Source organism: Sphingomonas faeni (assembly GCF_024273235.1).
Lineage (GTDB): Bacteria > Pseudomonadota > Alphaproteobacteria > Sphingomonadales > Sphingomonadaceae > Sphingomonas > Sphingomonas faeni_A.
Map to the genome: position 1 here is coordinate 86,441 of NZ_JANBVH010000016.1, position 19,988 is coordinate 106,428.

Annotated in this window: 21 protein-coding genes; 8 read left to right on the plus strand and 13 right to left on the minus strand. The window is 65.8% G+C overall.

From position 1 onward, the window contains the following. Window positions 1-13: 13 nt before the first annotated feature. The 3 genes from NLI89_RS10725 to NLI89_RS10735 are packed head-to-tail and all read left to right on the plus strand — an operon-like array spanning window position 14 to window position 2,431. Window positions 14-1,222, plus strand: coding sequence for an LL-diaminopimelate aminotransferase (locus NLI89_RS10725; RefSeq protein ID WP_254687050.1), 1,209 nt, complete (start codon window positions 14-16; stop codon window positions 1,220-1,222). A 7-nt stretch (window positions 1,223-1,229) separates the two neighbouring features. Next, window positions 1,230-2,006, plus strand: a complete 777-nt coding sequence (locus NLI89_RS10730) for a sulfite exporter TauE/SafE family protein (RefSeq protein ID WP_254687051.1) — start codon at window positions 1,230-1,232, stop codon at window positions 2,004-2,006. Next, a complete protein-coding gene (locus tag NLI89_RS10735) occupies window positions 2,006-2,431 on the plus strand; it encodes an acyl-CoA thioesterase (protein ID WP_254687052.1) in 426 nt (141 codons plus the stop codon). Before NLI89_RS10730 ends, NLI89_RS10735 begins: the two co-directional genes overlap by 1 nt. A 127-nt stretch (window positions 2,432-2,558) precedes the next feature. On the opposite strand, the gene NLI89_RS10740 is transcribed toward NLI89_RS10735, so the two are convergent. Next, entirely contained in the window at window positions 2,559-3,050 is a 492-nt protein-coding gene (locus NLI89_RS10740) for a winged helix-turn-helix transcriptional regulator (protein WP_254687053.1), read from the minus strand. Between the two features lie 197 nt (window positions 3,051-3,247). Between NLI89_RS10740 and NLI89_RS10745 the strand changes: the two genes are divergently transcribed. Continuing rightward, window positions 3,248-5,353 (plus strand): RelA/SpoT family protein, encoded by a 2,106-nt coding sequence (locus NLI89_RS10745; protein ID WP_254687054.1) that lies wholly within the window; start codon window positions 3,248-3,250, stop codon window positions 5,351-5,353. Window positions 5,354-5,400: 47 nt separating this feature from the next. Next, a complete protein-coding gene (locus NLI89_RS10750) occupies window positions 5,401-6,423 on the plus strand; it encodes a glycosyltransferase family 2 protein (protein WP_254687055.1) in 1,023 nt (340 codons plus the stop codon). A gap of 308 nt (window positions 6,424-6,731) precedes the next feature. Here NLI89_RS10750 and NLI89_RS10755 read toward each other — a convergent pair whose 3' ends face one another. Beyond that, window positions 6,732-7,460: a class I SAM-dependent methyltransferase gene (locus tag NLI89_RS10755; protein ID WP_254687056.1), complete on the minus strand. Its 729-nt coding sequence runs from the start codon at window positions 7,458-7,460 to the stop codon at window positions 6,732-6,734. 15 nt (window positions 7,461-7,475) lie between these two features. Further along, window positions 7,476-7,925 carry a GtrA family protein gene (locus NLI89_RS10760; RefSeq protein ID WP_439144507.1) on the minus strand — a complete coding sequence of 150 codons (450 nt, stop codon included), beginning with the start codon at window positions 7,923-7,925 and terminating at the stop codon, window positions 7,476-7,478. Between the two features lie 66 nt (window positions 7,926-7,991). Between NLI89_RS10760 and NLI89_RS10765 the strand changes: the two genes are divergently transcribed. Then, window positions 7,992-9,782, plus strand: a complete 1,791-nt coding sequence (locus NLI89_RS10765) for an AcrB/AcrD/AcrF family protein (RefSeq protein WP_254687057.1) — start codon at window positions 7,992-7,994, stop codon at window positions 9,780-9,782. Between the two features lie 90 nt (window positions 9,783-9,872). Here NLI89_RS10765 and NLI89_RS10770 read toward each other — a convergent pair whose 3' ends face one another. The 6 genes from NLI89_RS10770 to NLI89_RS10795 form a co-directional block, all read right to left on the minus strand. Further along, a complete protein-coding gene (locus NLI89_RS10770) occupies window positions 9,873-10,493 on the minus strand; it encodes a MarC family protein (protein WP_254687058.1) in 621 nt (206 codons plus the stop codon). Further along, a complete protein-coding gene (gene folD / locus NLI89_RS10775; RefSeq protein WP_254687059.1) occupies window positions 10,490-11,365 on the minus strand; it encodes a bifunctional methylenetetrahydrofolate dehydrogenase/methenyltetrahydrofolate cyclohydrolase FolD in 876 nt (291 codons plus the stop codon). The genes NLI89_RS10770 and folD overlap by 4 nt, the downstream gene beginning before the upstream one ends. An 11-nt stretch (window positions 11,366-11,376) precedes the next feature. Continuing rightward, window positions 11,377-11,673, minus strand: coding sequence for a DUF167 domain-containing protein (locus NLI89_RS10780; RefSeq protein ID WP_254687060.1), 297 nt, complete (start codon window positions 11,671-11,673; stop codon window positions 11,377-11,379). Beyond that, window positions 11,670-11,972 (minus strand): YggT family protein, encoded by a 303-nt coding sequence (locus tag NLI89_RS10785; RefSeq protein ID WP_093398362.1) that lies wholly within the window; start codon window positions 11,970-11,972, stop codon window positions 11,670-11,672. The genes NLI89_RS10780 and NLI89_RS10785 overlap by 4 nt, the downstream gene beginning before the upstream one ends. 293 nt (window positions 11,973-12,265) lie before the next feature. Then, window positions 12,266-13,183 (minus strand): acetylglutamate kinase, encoded by a 918-nt coding sequence (gene argB, locus NLI89_RS10790; RefSeq protein WP_187503857.1) that lies wholly within the window; start codon window positions 13,181-13,183, stop codon window positions 12,266-12,268. 353 nt (window positions 13,184-13,536) lie between these two features. Then, window positions 13,537-14,196 (minus strand): queuosine precursor transporter, encoded by a 660-nt coding sequence (locus NLI89_RS10795; protein ID WP_254687061.1) that lies wholly within the window; start codon window positions 14,194-14,196, stop codon window positions 13,537-13,539. Between the two features lie 139 nt (window positions 14,197-14,335). On the opposite strand from NLI89_RS10795, the gene NLI89_RS10800 reads away from it, so the two are divergent. Then, window positions 14,336-15,601, plus strand: a complete 1,266-nt coding sequence (locus tag NLI89_RS10800; RefSeq protein WP_254687062.1) for a NupC/NupG family nucleoside CNT transporter — start codon at window positions 14,336-14,338, stop codon at window positions 15,599-15,601. A gap of 223 nt (window positions 15,602-15,824) precedes the next feature. Here the strand turns inward: NLI89_RS10800 and NLI89_RS10805 are convergent, their stop codons facing one another. The 3 genes from NLI89_RS10805 to NLI89_RS10815 all read right to left on the minus strand — a co-directional run bounded on the left by NLI89_RS10805 (window position 15,825) and on the right by NLI89_RS10815 (window position 18,136). Further along, window positions 15,825-16,379: a fasciclin domain-containing protein gene (locus tag NLI89_RS10805; RefSeq protein ID WP_254687063.1), complete on the minus strand. Its 555-nt coding sequence runs from the start codon at window positions 16,377-16,379 to the stop codon at window positions 15,825-15,827. An 83-nt stretch (window positions 16,380-16,462) separates the two neighbouring features. After that, window positions 16,463-17,401: a diaminopimelate epimerase gene (dapF, locus tag NLI89_RS10810; RefSeq protein WP_254687064.1), complete on the minus strand. Its 939-nt coding sequence runs from the start codon at window positions 17,399-17,401 to the stop codon at window positions 16,463-16,465. Between the two features lie 270 nt (window positions 17,402-17,671). Further along, complete coding sequence (locus NLI89_RS10815; RefSeq protein WP_254687065.1) at window positions 17,672-18,136, minus strand: DUF6456 domain-containing protein; 465 nt, start codon at window positions 18,134-18,136, stop codon at window positions 17,672-17,674. Window positions 18,137-18,234: 98 nt separating this feature from the next. Between NLI89_RS10815 and NLI89_RS10820 the strand changes: the two genes are divergently transcribed. Continuing rightward, on the plus strand, window positions 18,235-18,798 hold the full coding sequence (locus NLI89_RS10820) for a helix-turn-helix domain-containing protein (RefSeq protein ID WP_254687066.1): 564 nt from the start codon (window positions 18,235-18,237) through the stop codon (window positions 18,796-18,798). 709 nt (window positions 18,799-19,507) lie between these two features. Here NLI89_RS10820 and NLI89_RS10825 read toward each other — a convergent pair. Then, window positions 19,508-19,927, minus strand: coding sequence for a globin domain-containing protein (locus NLI89_RS10825; RefSeq protein ID WP_254687067.1), 420 nt, complete (start codon window positions 19,925-19,927; stop codon window positions 19,508-19,510). Between the last annotated feature and the right edge of the window lie 61 nt (window positions 19,928-19,988).

The window sequence follows — 19,988 nt, forward strand, 5'->3', positions numbered from 1 at the left end:
CTAGAGGCTGATCATGTCCGAAGACTTCTACCGTATCAAACGCTTGCCCCCCTATGTCATCGCCGAAGTGAACGCGATGCGGGCGGCGGCGCGCGCGGGCGGGGAGGACATCATCGATCTCGGCATGGGCAATCCCGACCTGCCGCCGCCCGAGCACGTCATCGAGAAGCTCGTCGAAGTCGCGCGCAAACCCAGCGCGCACGGCTATTCGCAGTCGAAGGGCATTCCCGGCCTGCGAAAAGCCCAAGCCAACTATTATGGTCGCCGGTTCGGCGTCGACGTCGATCCCGAAACAGAGGTCGTCGTCACGATGGGCTCGAAGGAAGGCCTCGCGAGCCTCGCCACCGCGATCACCGCGCCGGGCGACGTCGTGCTCGCGCCCAACCCGTCCTATCCGATCCATACCTTCGGCTTCATCATCGCCGGCGCGACGATCCGCGCGGTGCCGACCACCCCCGACGAGGCGTATTTCGAGAGCCTGGAGCGCGCGATGGCGTTCACCGTCCCCGCACCGTCAGTGCTGGTGATGGGCTATCCGTCGAACCCGACCGCCGAGGTCGTCGACCTCGCCTTCTACGAGCGCGTCGTGGCGTTCGCGAAGAAGCACAAGCTGTGGGTGATCTCCGACCTCGCCTATTCGGAGCTGTATTTCGACGGCAAGCCGACCCCCTCGATCCTCCAGGTGCCGGGCGCGAAGGACGTCGCGATCGAGTTCACCTCGCTCAGCAAGACCTATTCGATGGCCGGCTGGCGGATGGGCTTCGGGGTCGGCAACAAGACGCTGATCGCGGCGATGACGCGGGTGAAGTCGTATCTCGATTACGGTGCGTTCACGCCGATCCAGGCCGCCGCCTGCGCTGCGCTCAACGGTCCGCAGGACATCGTCGAGCGCAACCGGCAACTCTACCACAAGCGCCGCGACGTGCTGGTCGAAAGCTTCGCGCGAGCTGGGTGGGACATACCGAGCCCTCGTGCGAGCATGTTCGCCTGGGCCCCGCTCCCGCCCGCCCTCGCGCATTTAGGTAGCCTTGAGTTCACCAAACAATTGCTGACTCACGCGCACGTCGCGGTCGCCCCAGGGGTGGGCTACGGCGAAAACGGCGAGGGCTATGTGAGGATCGCGATGGTCGAGAACGAACAGCGGCTCCGCCAGGCGGCGCGCAACGTGAAGAAATATCTCCAGTCGATGGGCGTCAACACGCCTGCGCGCGGCGCCGGCTGACCGCTTAGTGGATATCAATCCGTTATATTCGGTGGCCGGCGTGCTCGTCGGCCTTCTCGTAGGGCTGACCGGCGTCGGTGGCGGGTCGTTGATGACGCCGCTGCTGGTGCTCGTCTTCGGCTTCCACCCGGCCACCGCGGTCGGCACCGACCTGCTCTACGCGTCGGCGACCAAGACGGTGGGGACGACGGTGCACGGCTGGCGCGGCACGGTCGACTGGCGCGTCGTGCGACGGCTGGCGACCGGCAGCGTCCCCGCGGCGATCGCGACGTTGCTGGTGCTCAACCATCTCGGCGAGAAATCGTCCGACACCGGGCACGCGATCAGCGTGGTGCTCGGCATCACGCTGATCCTGTCGGCGGTCGCGACGTTCCTCCGCGGCAAGATCGTCGCATGGCTGACCCCGCGGATCGGCACGGTCGGCGGTGAACGCCAAGCGATGCTGACGATCCTGCTCGGCGCAGTGCTCGGCGTGCTCGTATCCCTCACCTCGGTCGGCGCCGGCGCGCTGGGCATGACCGCGCTCCTCATTCTCTACCCGACGCTGCCGATCAACCGGCTGGTCGGCTCGGACATCGCGCACGCGGTGCCGCTGACGCTGCTCGGCGGGATCGGCCACTGGATCCTCGGCTCGGTCGATGTCGACCTGCTCGTGTCGCTGCTGATCGGCTCGATCCCCGGCATCATCGTCGGCAGCCTGATCGCCACGCGCGTCTCGGACCGCGTACTGGTCCCGGTGCTCGCGACCGTGCTGGCGATCGTCGGCGTCCGGCTGATCTTCTGATGCGGCCCGGCTTTGCCTTCTCGACCAGGTTCCGCGTGCGCTATGCCGAGATCGACGGCCAGCGCATCGTCTTCAACTCGCGCTATCTCGAATATGCCGACGTCGCAGTCACCGAGTTTTGGGAATGGACCGGGATCGCCGAGGCGCTGCCGGAGATCTGGCCGACCACCGAGTTCAACGTCCGCCGGACCGAGATCGATTACCTCAAGCCGTTCCGCCTGGGGGATACGGTGGAGGCGTTCGTGCGGATCGAGAAGCTCGGTACGACGAGCCTGACGAAGCGCTTCGAACTGGCGCATGCGGAGACGGGGGAACTGCACACGGTGATCACTATGGTCAGCGTCCACGTCGATCTGGAAACAGGCCGCCCCGTGCCCCTGCCCGACGCGATCCGAACGCTGCTGGAGTCGCTACAAAGCCACTAACACAACGGTCCCCCCTCCCTGAAAGGGAGGGGTTGGGGGTGGGTCGGCCAATTGGCGAGCGAAAGCACCAGCCCCAAGCCGACCCACCCCCAGCCCCCCCCTTCCAGGGAGGGGAGCAGAAGGGGCCCTACTCCGCCGCCTCGGCCGCCCCCTCCGCCGCCACGCCATCCTCGGCAACCTCCCCAGGCAGCGCCCAGATCAAATCCCCCTTGCCCAGCACCCGCCCGTCATGCGCCCGCACCGAGACCGGCTGCAAAGGCCGTCGATCGCGCGCGTCGACCAGGATCGGGAACGCCGGCACGCACGTCTCCCACCGCTCGCCCCATTGCCGCAGCGCGATCATCGTCGGCAGCAGTGCGAAACCCTTGTCGGTCAGTCCGTACGCGATCTTGCGCCGGTCCTCCGGAATAGGCTGCCGCGCCAGGATCCCGTGCTCGACCAGCCGCGCCAGCCGGTTCGCGAGGATATTGCGCGCGATTCCCAGCTCAGACTGGAACTCCTCGAAATGATGCAGGCCGTTGAACGCCGCGCGGAGAATCAGGAACGACCAGCGCTCGCCCATCGCCTCCAGCGCGGCGGGCAGGCTGCATTCCAGCAATGGTTCGCGCAATTTGCCCATCACGTCATCCTCGTCCGCGGGCGAGCGTACCGCATAAGCCGCCGAAGCGAAACACGCCGGTTATCCTGCGTTATATGCCGCTGCTCCGACGAATGGCTGACGCACCTCTCGGGGGCACCCGCCAGATCGCCCACTAGATCACAGTGATGCGACGCTTTTTGTTGCCAAAAGTCCCCGCCCGGCCCCATCTATGGCGGGTGCTGCGCCAATATGAACTGGTCGATCGCGTCCTCGACTACGATCCCGACGCCGACGAGGCGCTGCTGAACCGCGCCTATGTCTTCTCGATGCAGGCGCACGGGAGCCAGAAGCGCGCGAGCGGCGATCCGTATTTCAGCCACCCGATCGAGGTGGCGGGCATCCTCACCGACCTGCACCTCGATGCGGAGACGATCGCCACCGCGATCCTCCACGACACGATCGAGGACACGGTCGCGACGCCCGAGGAGATCGAGCGGCTGTTCGGCGCCTCGGTCGCGCGCCTCGTCGACGGCGTGACGAAGCTTTCGAAGATCGAAGCGCAGACCGAGAACGAACGCGCCGCCGAAAACCTGCGCAAGTTCCTGCTCGCGATGTCCGACGACATCCGCGTGCTGCTGGTGAAGCTTGCCGACCGCCTGCACAACATGCGGACGCTGCATCACATCGCCAAGCCGGAGAAGCGCCGTCGCATCGCCAAGGAGACGATGGACATCTACGCGCCGCTCGCCGAGCGGATCGGCATGTACGAGTTCATGCGCGAGATGCAGTCGCTGGCGTTCGAACAGCTCGAGCCCGAGGCGTCCGAATCGATCAACCGCCGCCTCGAACAGCTGAAAAAGGGCGACGGCGACCGCATCGCCAAGATCGCGTCCGGGCTGAAGCTGGTCCTGTCGCGCGCCGGGGTCGACGCGGAGATCTCGGGGCGCGAGAAACACCCCTATTCGATCTTCCGGAAGATGTCCGAACGCCACATCAGCTTCGAACAACTCTCCGATGTAATGGCCTTCCGCGCGATCGTCCCTACCGAGCAGGATTGCTACCGCGCACTTGGGATCATCCACCAGCGCTGGCCGATGGTGCCGGGGCGGTTCAAGGATTACATCTCGACGCCCAAGCGCAACGGCTATCGCTCGCTGCATACCTCGGTGATCCATGCGGACAGCGCCCGGATCGAGATCCAGATCCGCACGCCCGACATGCATGCGCAGGCCGAGTTCGGGCTGGCGGCCCACTGGGCGTACAAGCAGCAGATCAACGGCAGCGACCGGCAGGTCAGCTGGATCCGCGACCTCGTCGAGATCCTCGATACCGCTGAGAGCCCGGAAGAGTTGCTCGAACACACGCGGATGGCGATGTACACCGATCGCATCTTCGCGTTCACGCCGAAGGGCGAGCTGATCCAGCTGCCCAAGGGCGCGACCTCGATCGACTTCGCCTATGCCGTGCACACCGATCTCGGCGACCAGGCGGTCGGCGCGAAGGTCAACGGTCGTGTCGTGCCGCTGTCGACGGTGATCGAGAATGGCGACCAGGTGCAGATCCTGCGCTCGAAGGGCCAGTCCCCGCAGCCACAATGGCTGAACGTCGCGACGACAGGCAAGGCGCTCGCTGCGATCCGCCGGCATCTGCGGCAGAAGGAGCGCGTCGAACAGACCGCGCTCGGCCAGACCCTGTACGAGGATATCGTCACCCGCCTGCCCGCGCAGATCGGCACCGATGCACTCAGCCATGCCCTTAAACGACTGAAGCTGCCCGACGAATCGTCGCTGATGGTCGCGATCGCGCGGCGTACCTTGTCCGATGCGGCGGTGATGGAGGCGCTGATGCCGGGCTCGGCGGGCGCCGACGTGACGCACGCGCTGGCACCGCAATCGAGCGCTATCTCGATCAAGGGGCTCACGCCCGGTGTCGCCTACGACCTCGCGACGTGCTGCCATCCGGTGCCGGGCGACCGCATCGTCGGATTGCGCCGGCCGGATGCGGGGATCGAGGTGCATGCGATCGACTGCCGTGTGCTCGCCGAACTCGCCGAGCGCTCGGAGAACGAGACCGACTGGGTGGATGTCGCATGGGGCGACGAGACCGAGGGCGCCGTCGCGCGCATCTCGGTAATGGTGAAGAACGAGCCGGGCTCGCTCGGCATCGTCTCGACGATCATCGGCGGGCACAAGGCGAACATCATCAACCTGCGGCTCGATACGCGCGACAAGAGCTTCCACACCAACGAGATCGACGTCGAGGTGCACGACGTGCAGCAACTGATGCGGCTGATGGCTGGGCTGCGTGCGGCGGATGCGGTGCACACCGTGGAGCGGGTGTAGAAACATCCGACGATGACGGCGGGCGCGGCGGGCGCTAGACGGGGGCGATGAACCGTCCGTCCCTTTCGATCGTCGTACCCTGCTATAACGAGGCGGCGTGCCTCGACATCCTGCACGCACGCATTTCCGGCGCGGCGAAAGTCGCGGTCGGCGACGATTACGAGATCGTCCTGATCAACGACGGCTCGCGCGACGACAGCTGGGGCGTGATGCAGCGTCTCGCCGCCGCCGACCCGCGGCTGGTGGCGATCAACCTCTCGCGCAACCACGGCCACCAGTTGGCACTCACCGCCGGGCTCGATCTGTGCGCGGGCGAGCAGATCCTGATCATCGACGCCGATCTCCAGGATCCGCCCGAACTGCTGTCCGACATGCGCGCCGCGATGGCGGCGAGTCAGGCGGACGTGGTGTATGCGGTGCGCCGCCAGCGCGCGGGGGAGACGGTGTTCAAGAAGGCGACCGCCGCCGCGTTCTACCGCATGCTGACGCGGATGACCGACACGCCGATCCCGCTCGATACCGGCGATTTCCGCCTGATGAGCCGGCGTGCGCTCGACGCGTTCCTGTCTCTTCCGGAACAGGCCCGCTTCATCCGTGGCATGGTCGCCTGGATCGGCTTCAAGCAGGTGCCCTTCCCCTACGATCGCGCCGAGCGGCTAGCGGGCGAGACGAACTACCCCCTCGCGAAGATGATCCGCCTGGCGTTCGACGCCGTCACCGGCTTCTCGACCGCACCGCTGCGCTTCGCCAGCCATGCGGGGCTCGCGCTGACCGGCGTGTCGCTGCTCCTGTTCGTCTATATCGCGATCGGTTGGCTGTCGGGCAGCGCGGTGCAGGGCTGGACCTCGACGATGCTCGTCACGGTGTTTCTCGGCGCGGTGCAGATGTTCGTGCTGGGGATGATCGGCGAGTATCTCGGGCGGCTGTACGTCGAATCGAAGCGGCGCCCGCTGTACATCGTCGCGGACGTGGCGGGCCCGATCCAGGGGAAGGCGACCTTGGGGTTTCGTGCGGAACCGGTGGACGTGGTGCGACCGCCTGACGGCTCCCTCCCGGGCCGTATCGACTGATCCTCACACCACCCCGGCGGAGGCCGGGGCCCAACTGGAGAGGTCGCAGTAACGAAGCGCCGTGCTCAGCTAGCGAGGTCCCCCAATTGGGCCCCGGCCTTCGCCGGGTTGGTGCTTCCTCAAAAATTCAGGAATCCAAGAGGCGTATCCCCCGCCCCCTCGTACTGAAATCCCCGCCGATCCTCCCCCGCCAGGGGGAGGTGGCGCGAAGCGACGGAGGGGGAGGACACGGAGCACGGGTCGGCGCCTGCCGCCCCCTCCGTCTGGCAAATTGCCAGCCACCTCCCCCTGGCGGGGGAGGATCAGCCTTACCGCGGCACTGCCAGGGTCACGATCGAGACACCCGGCGTCATCGGCATGCGGCCGACCAGATGGCGTTCCAGGCGGAAGATCTTCTCGAACAGCGCATTTACCAGCTTGGGTGGCGGGGAGTCGTCGCTGTCGTCGCGGCCGGAGAGGCGGCCGGCGATCCGCGCCGCCGCTGCCAACGGGAACAGCAGCGAGTTGAAATAGCCGAGCTTTTCCGGTTTCAGGCCAGCGGTCTCGATCGCCGTCTTGAGCGTCGCCTTCGAGTAACGCCGGTGGTGGTGGTTCACGACGTCGTGCGCGCTCCACAGCCAGGCATGCGCGGGGACTGCGATCAGGATCTTGCCGCCGGGGGCGAGACAATCCGCCATCGCCTTCAGCGCGGCGACGTCGTCCTCGATATGCTCGACCACGTCCAGCACCGCGATCAGGTCGTAATGCTTTCGCGGCACGTCGGGGAGTTCGGGCAAGGGCGCCGCGCCGACCGGCTTGCCGAGCCGCTCGCTGGCGATCTCGCGCGCGGCGGGGTCGATCTCGATCGCGTCGATCTCGCCGAATTCGGCCAGCATCGGCAGGTTATGCCCGGTGCCGCAGCCGATCTCTAGGATCTTCGCATCCTTCGGCAACGCGCCGTACCGCGTCAGGTAATCCGCCAGGATGTCGCGACGGGCGCGGTACCACCAGTGCGTGGAATCATGGGCGGCCATCCGGTCGTAGACGATGCGGTCCATTACTTGTCGGCCATTTCAGTTGAAAACCCAGAGACGGTTGAGCACGAACGTCACGATCGCGGCAAGGAAGACGGCGGGGATCAGCGGGATCCACGGATGCAGATGGAGCAGCGCGGTCCCTATCCAGGTAATCACGGCATTGAGCGCCAGCCCGGAGCCCTGGACGATCACGAACTTGAAATGCCGCCCTGCCCCCGGTTCCTTCGCGTGCCCCTTGAAGCTCCAGCGGCTGTGCAGGAAGAACCCGACGACCACCGCGACCGCGAACGCGAACGGCACCGCGGCGACCGCCTGGCGTGGCGGAAAGACATAGGCGGTCAGCGGCAGGTAGACGAGCGAGTACACGACGCTGGAAATGCCGCCGGCGATGCCGAAGCGCACGAGCTGGCCGAGCACGCCGCTCGCCCGCATCTGCTCCATCTGTCGCCAAATCGCCTGCATGCCCGCCTTGTTCTTTACCAACACCGCGATAGAGCGACGCTTGAGATATGCCCGCGCATCTAGAGTGCGTGCGGGCTGGAGGAAAGCGTTTTGGATCAGGCACCACCACCTCAGCGGAACACGCTGCTAGACGCGCTCGATCGGCACTGGATCGCGCTCACACTGCTCGCCTGGGTGGCGGTGGCGGCGTGGTCGGTGTTCGATCGCTGGGGGCAGATCCGCTGGCTGTCGCTCGGCGACACCGACGACAACATGCGGCTGATGCAGGTCCGAGCGCTGCTCGACGGCCAGGGCTGGTACGATCTGCGCAACTACCGGATGAACCCGCCGGTAGGGTTCGATATCCACTGGAGCCGCATCGTCGACCTGCCGATCGCAGCACTGATCCTGTTCTTCCGCCTCTTCACCACCAACAGCTGGGCGGAGCGGCTGGCGTGCGGGATCGCGCCGCTTCTGCCGCTGTCGATCGCGATGCTGGGGATCGGCGCGACCGTGCGACGGTTGATCAGCCCCTATGCGTGGCCGCTGGCAGTCGTGATCATGGTCGGTGCGACCGGCACGATGCTGATGTTCATGCCCGAGCGGATCGATCATCACGGCTGGCAGCTCGCGATGCTGAGCCTGACGGTGGCGGGGCTGTGCGATACGAACGCGCGGCGCGGTGGCGCGATGGTCGGGCTCGCGAGCGCGGTTTCGCTGTCGATCGGGCTCGAGCTGTTGCCGTATGCGGCGATGGCGGGGGCGATCATCGCCTTGCGTTGGGTGTGGGACCGGTCGGAGGCCGAGCGGCTGTCGATCTATGCGCTGACGCTTGGTGGCGGCAGCACGCTGGGTTTCGCGCTGTTCGCGTCGAACGCCAACCAGGCGATGCGGTGCGATGCGCTGACGCCGGTGTGGTTGAGCGTGATGATCGCGGCGGGGATGTTGCTGTTTTTGCTCGCGCGGTTCGGGCCGGCGTCGCGGGGGGCTCGGCTGGCTCTGGCGGTTGTGGCGGGTGCGGCGATCGTGGTGGGCTTTGCGCTGGTGTTTCCGCAGTGCCTGGGGCGGCCCGAGGGGATTTCGCCCGAGTTGCAACGCAACTGGCTGGACAATGTCCGCGAGGCTAAGCCGATCTACAAGCATAGTTTCCGGGTGGGCTTCGCGCTGGCGACTCTGCCGATCATCGGATTGATCGGGGCGATCCTGGCGGCCTGGCGAGCGCGACGGGATCCGCGCGCGGTTGGCTGGGCGGCGGTGGCGCTGTTCACTGCGTTCGCGTGTGCGATGCTGTTGTGGCAGGTCCGCGCAGGGCCGGCGGCGCAGTTGCTGGCGATTCCGGGGGCGACTGCGCTCGGGTGGCTGATCCTGCCGCGGTTGCTGGGTAACCGGTCGGTGGCGGTCCGGGTGATCGGCACGGTGGGTGCGTTCCTGATCGTCTCGGGGCTGTTTGCCGGGATGTTGATCCAGTATTTCCCGATCGACCGGCCGAAGCCGTATGAGAAGCGCGTCAACTCGGCGACCGGCAACTGCCTGCGCACGACCGTGCTGCTCGCGCTGAACAAATATCCCACGCAGACGGTGTTCACCTTCGTCGACATGGGGCCGCGGCTGATCACGATCACGCATCACGATGCGATCGCGGGGCCGTATCATCGCAACGGCGATGCGATCCTCGACGTCCAGCATGCGTTCGGGGGGACGCCGGACCAGGCGCATGCGATCATCAAGCGGCACGGCGCGACGATGCTGTTGCTGTGCCCGAATGCGGCGGAATCAACCAACTACAAGGCGCGCAGCCCGAAGGGGTTTTACGCGCAGATGGCGAAGAACGAGGTGCCGGCGTGGCTGACGCCGCTGCCGCTGCCGGCGAAGTCGCCGTTGCGGTTGTTCAAGGTGGACTGACCTCCCGTCATCCTGACGAAAGTCAGGATCCAGAGCCATTGGCGATACCGCTCTTGGCTCTGGATCCTGGGTCGAGCCCAGGATGACGAATCAGCGCAACACCACCGACAGGCCGTCGAGCACGAACTGTACCGCGAGCGCCGCCAGCAGCACGCCGAGCAGGCGCGTGATCACCGCCTCGATCTTCGCACCGAGGATCCGCATGATCGGCCCCGCCGCGAGCAGTGCGACCAGCGTCAGCAGCAGGATCGTCACCATCGCGCCGAGCACCACAAGCGAGCGTTCGATCCCGCTGTTGCGGCTCATCAACAGCATCACCGACGCGATCGAGCCGGGGCCCGCAATCATCGGCATCGCCATCGGGAAGATCGAGACGTCCTCGACCTCGGGATCGCTCGCCACCTTGGCGGCGCGGTCCTCGCGGCGCTCGGTGCGCTTTTCGAACACCATTTCGAGCGCGATCAGGAACAGCATGATGCCGCCGGCGATGCGGAAGCTGGCGAGGCTGATGCCGAGCCCTTTGAGCAACGCCTCGCCGAACAGTGCGAACACGAACAGGATCAGCGCGGATACCCCGACCGCACGGATCGCCATCGCCCGCTTCTGGAGGGACGAAGCGCTTGCCGACAGACCGGCATAGATCGGCGCGCAGCCGGGCGGATCGATGACCACGAAAAAGGTGATCAGCGACGAGATGTAGAGTTCGATCATAGCGCGGACTCCTCGATCGCGACGCCTTCGCGACGTCCTGCGGAGACCAACGTGTTGCGGAGCAGGCACGCTATCGTCATCGGCCCGACACCGCCCGGTACCGGCGTGATCGCACCCGCGACCTCGACCGCGCTGGCGAAATCGACGTCGCCGACGAGGCCCGCGTCGGTGCGATTGATGCCGACGTCGATGACGGTCGCGCCGGGCTTCAGCCAGTCGCCCTTGATCATCTGCGGGATGCCGACCGCGGCGACGACGATGTCGGCGCGGCGGATATGCGCGGGGACGTCCTTGGTGCGGCTATGGACCACGGTAACCGTGCAGCTTTCGCGGAGCAGCAGTTGCGCCATCGGCTTGCCGACGATGTTGGAGCGGCCGACGACGACCGCCTCCAATCCGCTCAGGCTCGGCAGCACGCTCTTCAGCAGCATCACGCAGCCGAGCGGCGTGCAGGGGACGAAGCCCGGCAGGCCGGTTGCGAGGCGGCCGGCGTTGATCGGATGAAAGCCGTCGACGTCCTTGTCGGGATCGATCGCCGCTATCACCGCCTGCTCGTCGATGTGCTTGGGCAAAGGCAACTGCACGAGGATACCGTCGATCGTCGGGTCTGCGTTGAGCGTCGCGACCAAGGCGAGCAGGTCTTCGGCGGGCACGTCAGCGGGGAGCCGGTGCTCGATGCTTTCCATCCCGGCCTCGCGCGTCGCCCTGCCCTTCGATCGGACATAGACGTTCGAGGCAGGATCCTCGCCGACCAGCACCACGGCGAGGCCGGGCGCGCGGCCCGCCTGCGTCCGAAAGGCGGTGACGCCGTCTGCGATACGGGCCCGGAGGCCGGCGGCGAAGGCCTTGCCGTCGATGATGGTCGCGCTCATGCCCGCGGTCCTTAAAGACCGGCGGCGATTTCCGCCAGCACAGTGGCGTCCCCGGTGATGTGCAGGCGCTTCAGGCGGGCGGTGTCCCCGGCGACGATCGTGACGGCGCGCTTGGGGACGCCGAAGGTCTTGGCGACGAGCGCGACCAGCCCGGCGTTCGCGGCGCCATCAACGGGGGCGGCTGCCAGCCTCGCGGCGAAATGCTCCGCGGTTCCGGCTGCCAGCGCATCGCGACCGCCACGCGGAGTCACCCGGACGGCGATCGCGAGGCCGTCATCGACCGCGCGCCAGGCTGTCGGCCCGATCAATAGGCCGCGACGAGGTAGTTCTGCGCGATGTTCGGGATGACGATGTTGGTCAGGATGTAGAGGATCAGCAGCACGACGAGCGGCGACAGATCGAGCGCGCCGAAATCGGGCAGGATGCGGCGGATCGGACGATACAGCGGCTCGGTGATCTTCTGCAGCGCGTTCCAGACCGTGCGGACGAAATCACTGTGCGTGTTGATGACGTTGAACGCGATCAGCCACGACAGGATCGCCTGGATGACGATGACCCACCAGACGAGGTTGAGCAGCAACTGGACGATCTGAAGAAGGGCGATCAAGGCAAGGGTCTCCGCTGGTGTATTGCCGATATAAGGTGGCGGGGGGAGAACGAGAAGGGCTGCTTAGGCGATAGTCCCCCCGGCCCTACTCCGTCACCCCAGCGAAAGCTGGGGTATCCCAGTTGGTGAGTGCGCGGCTCGAACCGGGAGATCCCAGCTTTCGCTGGGATGACGGATGTGGGGGCGTGACGGAGGGGGAGAAAAGCGACGACCGCTGTTCCGTGTCCTCCCCCTCCGTCACCTTCGGTGCCACCTCCCCCTTGCGGGGGAGGATCGTGGGGTTGGACGGCCCCCTACCGCGCGCGCCCGTTCGCGCTGACCAGCGTGCCTGCGCCCTGTTTGGTGAAGATTTCCAGCAGCATCGCGTGGGGGACGCGACCGTCGATGATCACCGCGGCATCCACGCCCGATTCGACCGCTGCGACGCAGGTGTCGAGCTTGGGGATCATGCCGCCCGTCACCGTGCCGTCGGCGCGCAGTTCGGCGATCCGTGCGGGGTCGAGATCGGTGAGCAGTTCGCCCTGCTTGTCGAGCACGCCGACGATATCGGTCAGCAGGAAGAACCGCGCGGCGCCCATCGCGGCGGCGATCGCGCCGGCCATCGTGTCGGCGTTGATGTTGTAGGTGTGGCCGTCCGCACCGATGCCGATCGGGGCGATCACCGGGATGATGTCGGCCTTGATCAGCGTGTCGAGGATCGTCCGATCGACCGCGATCGGCTCACCGACGAAGCCGAGATCGACGTGCCGTTCGATCCCCTGGAGCTTGTCGGGCTCGCGGCCGTGGCCGACTTTCTGCGCGAGGACGAGGCCTGCGTCCTTGCCCGAGATACCGACCGCGCGGCCGCCGGCCTGACCGATCCAGCCGACGATTTCCTTGTTGATCGAGCCCGCGAGGACCATTTCGGCGATCTGCGCGGTTTCGGCATCGGTGACGCGCAGGCCGTCGACGAAGCGCGATTCGACGCCCAGCCGCTTCAGCATCGCGCCGATCTGGGGGCCGCCGCCGTGGACGACGACCGGGTTGATGCCGACCGCCTTCAGCAGCACCATGTCCTCGGCGAAATCGCGCTGCAGCTCGGGGTCGCCCATCGCGTGGCCGCCGTATTTCACGACGAACGTCTTGCCGGCATAGCGCTGCAGATACGGCAGCGCCTCGGTGAGCGTTTCCGCCTTGGCGAGCAGGGCGGGATCGGGCGTGTGATCGGTCATGCTCGCGCTTTAGCCAGTCGCAGGCGGTTCGTCATCCGGGGAACGCGTGTGCGTGGCGTGGCGTGGCGTGGCGTGGCGTGGCGTGGCGTGGCGTGGCGTGGCTTGGCGTGACACGAGACATCCACGCCCGCCCCATCCGTCATCCCAGCGAAAGCTGGGATCTCCCGGTTCGAGCCGCAGCGCCAGCCAACGGGGATACCCCAGCTTTCGCTGGGGTGACGGGCTTGAGGGGTGACGGGCTTGAGGGGTGACGGGCTTGGGGAGCGAAGGGCTTGGGGAGCAATGGTCTTGGGGGCCGTGGGGTTGGAGGGCGACGGCTCAAAGGATGACAGGCCTAGGATGCAGCCTTCAGATCATACCCGGTCCAGCCGCCGGCCCAGTCGCACGAAGAAGGTGATCAGGAACGGTACCAGCACGATCGACAGCACGACTTTCGTGAGCATCTGCCCTTCCATCAGCGCCAGGATCGGCCGTTCGCCGAGGAACGAGATGGTGATGAACAAAATGGTATCGATGATCTGCGAGATGATGCTCGCGATCATGCCGCGCAGCCATACCAGCTTGCCCTCGCCGCTGCCGACCTGTCCCGACAGTTTCGAGAAGATCAGCACGTTGAGCGTCTGCGAAATGCCGTAGGAGATCAGCCCGGCGATCATCATCCGCGAGCTCTGGCCGACCACGATCGGGAACGCGTCGACCGCGGGCGGGTACATGCCCGGATCGTGCGGCAGGGCGAGCACCAGGTGGATCAGCGCCGCCGATACCAGCAGCGGGATAAACCCGAGGCGCACCAGGAACGTCGCGGTTTTCTGGCCGTGCAGCTCGGAAATCGCGCTGCTCAGTACCACCAGCAACAGGAAGCCGAAGATGCCCGCCTCGACCGCAAGTGGGCCGAGCGCGACCTGCTTCACCCCCAACACGCCGGCGATGCACACCATGCCGCCGTACAGGACCGAAAAAACGAAGAGCGAACGCGGGAACGCGGCCGGGGAACTGGGGGGAGACTTATCCATCGCCGGGGACGCTAGCGAAAACCGCCACGCCGTCAAATGACTAGACCTCAAATGACTGGCGAGTGCGGCGCTCGCGTGTCATGTCGGTCGCTTGCGCGGCCGGGGGGCGGCGCGTGTCAGTCAAAAATGCAGGGCGTCCATGGAAAGACTAGTCATCGGCCTTGCTGGCATCGCCGTCATCCTCGGCATCGCGGTGCTGCTGTCGAGCGACCGCCGTGCGATCCGCCTGCGGATCGTCGGCGCGGCGTTTGCGTTGCAGGCCGGGATCGCCGTGCTCGTCCTGTATTCGAGCTTCGGCAAGGTCGTGCTCGGCGAGATGTCGGGCGGGGTCGCCAACCTGCTCGGCTATTCGCAGAAGGGCACCGAATTCCTGTTCGGCAAGATGGCGACGCCCGAGATCGGCGGACAGAGCTTCGCGATCGCCGCGCTGCCGGTGATCATCTTCTTCGCCAGCCTGGTCTCGATCCTCTATTATCTCGGCATCATGCAGTTGGTGGTGCGCTGGGTCGGCGGCGGGATCGAGAAGGTCATCGGCGTCTCGAAGGTCGAATCGCTGTGCGCGGCGGCGAACATCTTCGTCGGCCAGAGCGAATCGCCGCTCGTCATCCGGCCGTATCTGGCGGGGCTGACCCCGGCGCAGTTGTTCACCGTGATGACCAGCGGGATGGCGGGTGTCGCAGGCACGATCCTCGCGGCCTACGCGTCGATGGGCATCCGGATCGATTACCTGCTGGCCGCGAGCTTCATGGCCGCGCCGGGCGGCATCCTGATGGCGAAGATCATCATGCCCGATCGCGTCATGCCGCCCGAGGGCGAACTGGCGCTCGGCGATTTACCGGGGGAATCGTCCGCCGGCGAACCGATGCCGCAGGCGACGCACGACGAGGAAAAGCCCGCCAACCTGATCATGGCCGCCGCCCAGGGCGCGCAGACCGGGGTCCGTCTGGCCGTCGCGGTCGGGGCGATGGTGCTGGCGTTCGTCGCGCTCGTGGCGCTCGCAAACGGGCTGCTCGGCGGGCTCGGCAACATGATCGGGCTGCCGGGGCTGAGCTTCCAGGGGCTGCTCGGCTATGTCTTCGCGCCGATCATGTTCCTGCTCAACGTGCCGTGGAGCGAGGCCGGGATCGCCGGCGGATTGTTCGGGCAGAAGATCGTGCTGAACGAGTTCGTCGCGTATATCTCGCTCGGCACGCAGCAGGGGCTGAGCGACCGAACGATCGCGGTCATCACCTTCTCGCTGTGCGGGTTCGCGAACTTCTCGTCGATCGCGATCCAGATGGCGGTGACCGGCAGCCTCGCGCCGAACCAGCGGCCGATGATTGCCAAGCTCGGCCTGCGCGCTCTGGCGGCAGGAAGTCTGGCGAACCTGATGTCGGCCGCGCTAGCAGGCCTGCTAATCGGCTGATCGTGCATCCTCCCCTGCAAGGGGAGGTGGCAGCCGGTTGGCTGACGGAGGGGTATCGCCCTCTCGATAGCGTACTACCCCTCCGTCTGGCTACGCCAGCCACCTCCCCTCGCAGGGGAGGAGAGTCGCCCGGAAACGCAATCGGGCCCGCCACCTTTCGACGACGGGCCCGACGAAGCTGCCTCTTGGGGGGATCGAGGCAGCTATCTCGCGTGACGGCCGATTACGGCAGCATCACCGTGTCGATGACGTGGATCACGCCGTTCGACTGCATGACGTTGGCGATCGTGACGCGACCCTTGTGGCCCTTGCCGTCCATGATGCCCCAGCCGCTGCCGACCTTCTTGAACATCAGCGGCTCGCCCTGCACGGTGGTGTAGGTCGCAGTGCCGCCGTTTGCCTTCGCCTTGGCGGCGATGTCGGCGGCGGTGATCGTGCCGGGAACGACGTGATAGGTCAGCACGGCGGACAGCTGCGCCTTGTTCTCGGGCTTGAGCAGCGTGTCGACGGTGCCGGCGGGCAGCTTCTTGAACGCGGCGTTGGTCGGCGCAAACACCGTGAACGGACCTGGGCCCGACAGCGTCTCGACCAGGCCGGCGGCCTTCACCGCGGCGACGAGCGTGGTGTGATCCTTCGAATTGACCGCGTTCTCGACGATCGTCTTGGTCGGATACATCGCGGCACCGCCGACCATGGGATTGGTCTGCGCGGCGACGATCGCGCTGCCGCTGACGGCGATGGCGGCGGCGACGATCGCGGTACGAAACACGTGATTCACGGCATGCTCTCCTGCACTGCGCCGGTCGGCCGACGCTTCTGCGGAAAGATACGGCCGGATCGGGAGAATGATGCAGCCGTGTTTCAGATCGTTGCGACAAGCCTGTCCCAGGCCGCAATCTCTTCGTCATGCCGGGTCGTGACGACCAGGTCGCTTGCCGTCGCCGTCGCGAGATCGACGTCGATCGAGCCGGTCCATTCGAACGTCGCATTGCCCGACAGCGTGACCATCGCCGCCTCGCTCGCCTCGGCGCGGACGAGGCCGCCCTTGTTGAAGACGGTCGTCGGCGTGTCGTATGCGATCCGCCCGGTCAGGCACGCGGCATAGGTCGACGCCGCCATCGCGCTGCCGCAACTGTCGGTGAGCCCGACCCCGCGCTCGAAGGTGCGGACGAACAGGTCGGCGCCACGGACCTCGACGAAGCTTACGTTGGCGCGATTGGGCAGCCAAGCGGGTGCGGCCTCGCAGGCTTCGCCTACGCGGACGAGTTCGGTTTCGTCGATCGCATCGACGAACGTCACGAGATGCGGATTCGGCATGGCGACGGCGGTGAAGGCGCGGTCCGTCGGCAAGTCGGGGATCGGCGTGTCGACGATGCGATCCGCGCCAGCCTCCATCGGCCACGCGGTGACGTCTAGCGACGCCGGCCCTGCGATCTCGCGTACCGTGAACACACCTGCCGCGATGTCGACATCGTGCACGACGATTGCATCGCTGGTCTTGAGCAACGCCGTTGCGGTCTCGACGCCGGTCGCCGCGAACCCGGCGCGCGCGACGCATCGCAGGCCGTTGAGGCACGTCTCGGACTCGCTGCCGTCGGCGTTGAACATCCGCATGCCGAACGCGTGGGTCTCGTCGCCGCCGGTGAGCAGGAGCAGGCCATCGCCACCGACCGGCCCACCCCGATCCGCGAGGGCGCGCGCGACGACTGCCCAGGCTGCATGGTCGAGCGTGGACGCCCGTGCGTCGATCAAGGGGAAGTCGTTGCCGGAGCCGTGGCATTTTATGAGATCGAAGCGCATGCCTGCAACTTAGTGCTGCGGGGCGGGCAAAGCGAGTGCGGACGGGGGCGAGGTTGAAGGTTGGTTGCTGAGAGGATTTTCATAAAAGTCTTAGCCGGCAGCGGCGACCTCGCGATCCTCCCCCGCCAGGGGGAGGTGGCGCCGAAGGCGACGGAGGGGGAGGACACGCAACGGCAATTACCCTTTCCTCCCCCTCCGTCTGGCAAGCGCCAGCCACCTCCCCCTGGCGGGGAAGGATCGCGAGGTTGAGCAACCGATCCCAGCCCCGCGCTAACTTATGCCGTAATAAGCAGCGAGCCGGTCGAGCGCGAGCGTCAGGACCAGCCGCCCCGCCCGCGCCGGCCAGTGCAGCGCCTTTTCTGCCGATGGCAGCCCCTCCCCCGCGCAGACCACGCGCCACAGGATATCCGCCAACCCCGGCCCCGCCGCCGCGATCGCATTGTCGAACCGTCGCTTCGCCGCGATCTGCGCCGATGCCGGATCGAGCCCGTCATGCCCGCCCCCATCGACCCGCTCCGCCCAGCGCATCGTCACGCTCGGCGCGATCGAGGCCCGCTCGTAATCGGCGCGCAGCTGCTCTCCTGCTGAGAATTGCCGCGCATCGACCAGCCCGCGCGACCGCAACCACCCGAGCGGCGATTCGGCCAGATTGACGGTCACCATGCGTCCACGCCGCGCCCCCGATGGCTGCGGAACGCCCTCCGCATCGATCGATCGTTCCACCAGCTCGCGCATCCGCCGTCTCCCTCTGCCGCTCCACATCACCTGCGCCGGTTGCCATATCGTCATGGTTGTAGGACAGAGGAATAACCCATCTGGTTTGGAGCCGGCTAATGATCACCGCCATTCGCGAAGTCCGCCGCGCCAAGGGCCTGACATTGGAGGATGTCGCGCGGCGCTGTGTTCCGCCGACAACCGCGCAGACGATCGGCCGGCTCGAGACGGGCACGCGCACCGTGTCGGTCGGCTGGCTCAACCGGATCGCCGCGGCGCTGGGCGTCGAGGCGGCCGATCTCGTGACGCTGCCCGACCGGGTCGACCTGCCCGTCACCGCGATCCTCGACGGCCGCGGCGTCCACGCGCCGCGCCGAACCACGACCGTGCGCCCGCCCCAGGTCGCACCCGGCCAGATCGCGGTGACGGTAGCGGGCGGAATCGGCGACTACCGCGCGGGCGACGTGATCTGGTGCGCGATGCTGGCGCCGGAGAACTTCGCCACCGCCCTAAACCGCGACGTCCTCGTCCCGCAACCCGCCGGGCGGCTCGCATTCGGACGGATGATCGGATGCAAGGGCAGCGTGATTCTCTTGCCGCCGGGCCCGGGCACGCCGCCACAGACGATCAAAAACCCTGCCTGGATGGCCGTCGCGATGCGCCTCGTCCGCGATCTTCAGTGAAACCGTGGGGGTGTTGGGCGATGACCCTACCACACTGAATTAGTAAAACCGGTTAATAATTGAGTATTGTACCCCCAAAGGTCCCCCCTCCGCAACATCGGCACGTCCGGCATACCTTTGCGTTAATATCGACGACCTTGCCTAAAGTCGTGGTGTCGCTGAACAGGCCCCCGAATACTAAGACGCGAACACACTTAGTTTAGACGTTAGGTCGTAAGGGGATCGGCTTCCAGATCGCGTGGAGGAAGCGTCGCGTGCTGTTCGAGTTTCATGAGCAGCGGGTGCGGCGGGTTGGCCTCGACAAGGGCACGTTGCAACATCAGCATTTCAGGCCGTCTTCGCGCCGAGCCTTACGCGCAGACCATGCGCGATCTGCATAGCGGTCAGCCAATTCGGCATGCGCTACCCGGGCGGTATCATCTGCAGCATTTATACTAGCGAGCCGTTCCTCGGCCTCGCGTACCAAGCTGTGCTCTAGTCGTATTTGGGGATCATGCCAAGCGCTCGGCTCTGTAAGCGAGAGTTATACCCGACGTCGTCATCGGGCTCGCGGCATGGTCGATGGCAATAACTGAAGTCAACACAGGTTACATGAAATTGCTAATCCGACATAATCCAACACTTGAACTGGGAAAACATGGTAGAGTTGACGTGTAGATAAGCGTCGCGTGTAAAGGTTTTTGCTGGCCGATTCTGCCGTATGCGCCGACTAGCTTTCAGGATACGCTGCGGATATCATAACACCAGCAGTTTCGGTATAGACCAGCTCCCAGGCCTGACGGGCTTCAAGGGTAAAATCCTCCCCCAAAATCTCTGAAAATGTATCGATTAATGTCGTTCCGACCGCAGCATATTGATATGCCCTTACGCCGTACTTGACATGCTTCTTCGCTAGATCGATCAACGTCGGCCTTAGTCGCGGAAGATCCGCAACATTCTCAACCAGAACATCAATTGTTTTTGAGAAAACGAATATTTGATGCGTCATATCGTCAGGAAAAAGCGCGCGTGCAAAGGGATGGTTCAGCAATAGTCGATGATAAAATAGCTCGGAATACGAATGCGGGAAAATTGATATCTGGGCATAGCTGTGCGTCACAAGTCGCGCCTGCTCAACCGTCAAAGGCATCCCCCCCTCCCCTAGCGGATGAATCTGTTGCACTGGCGATTATTTCGACTGATGCGTAATC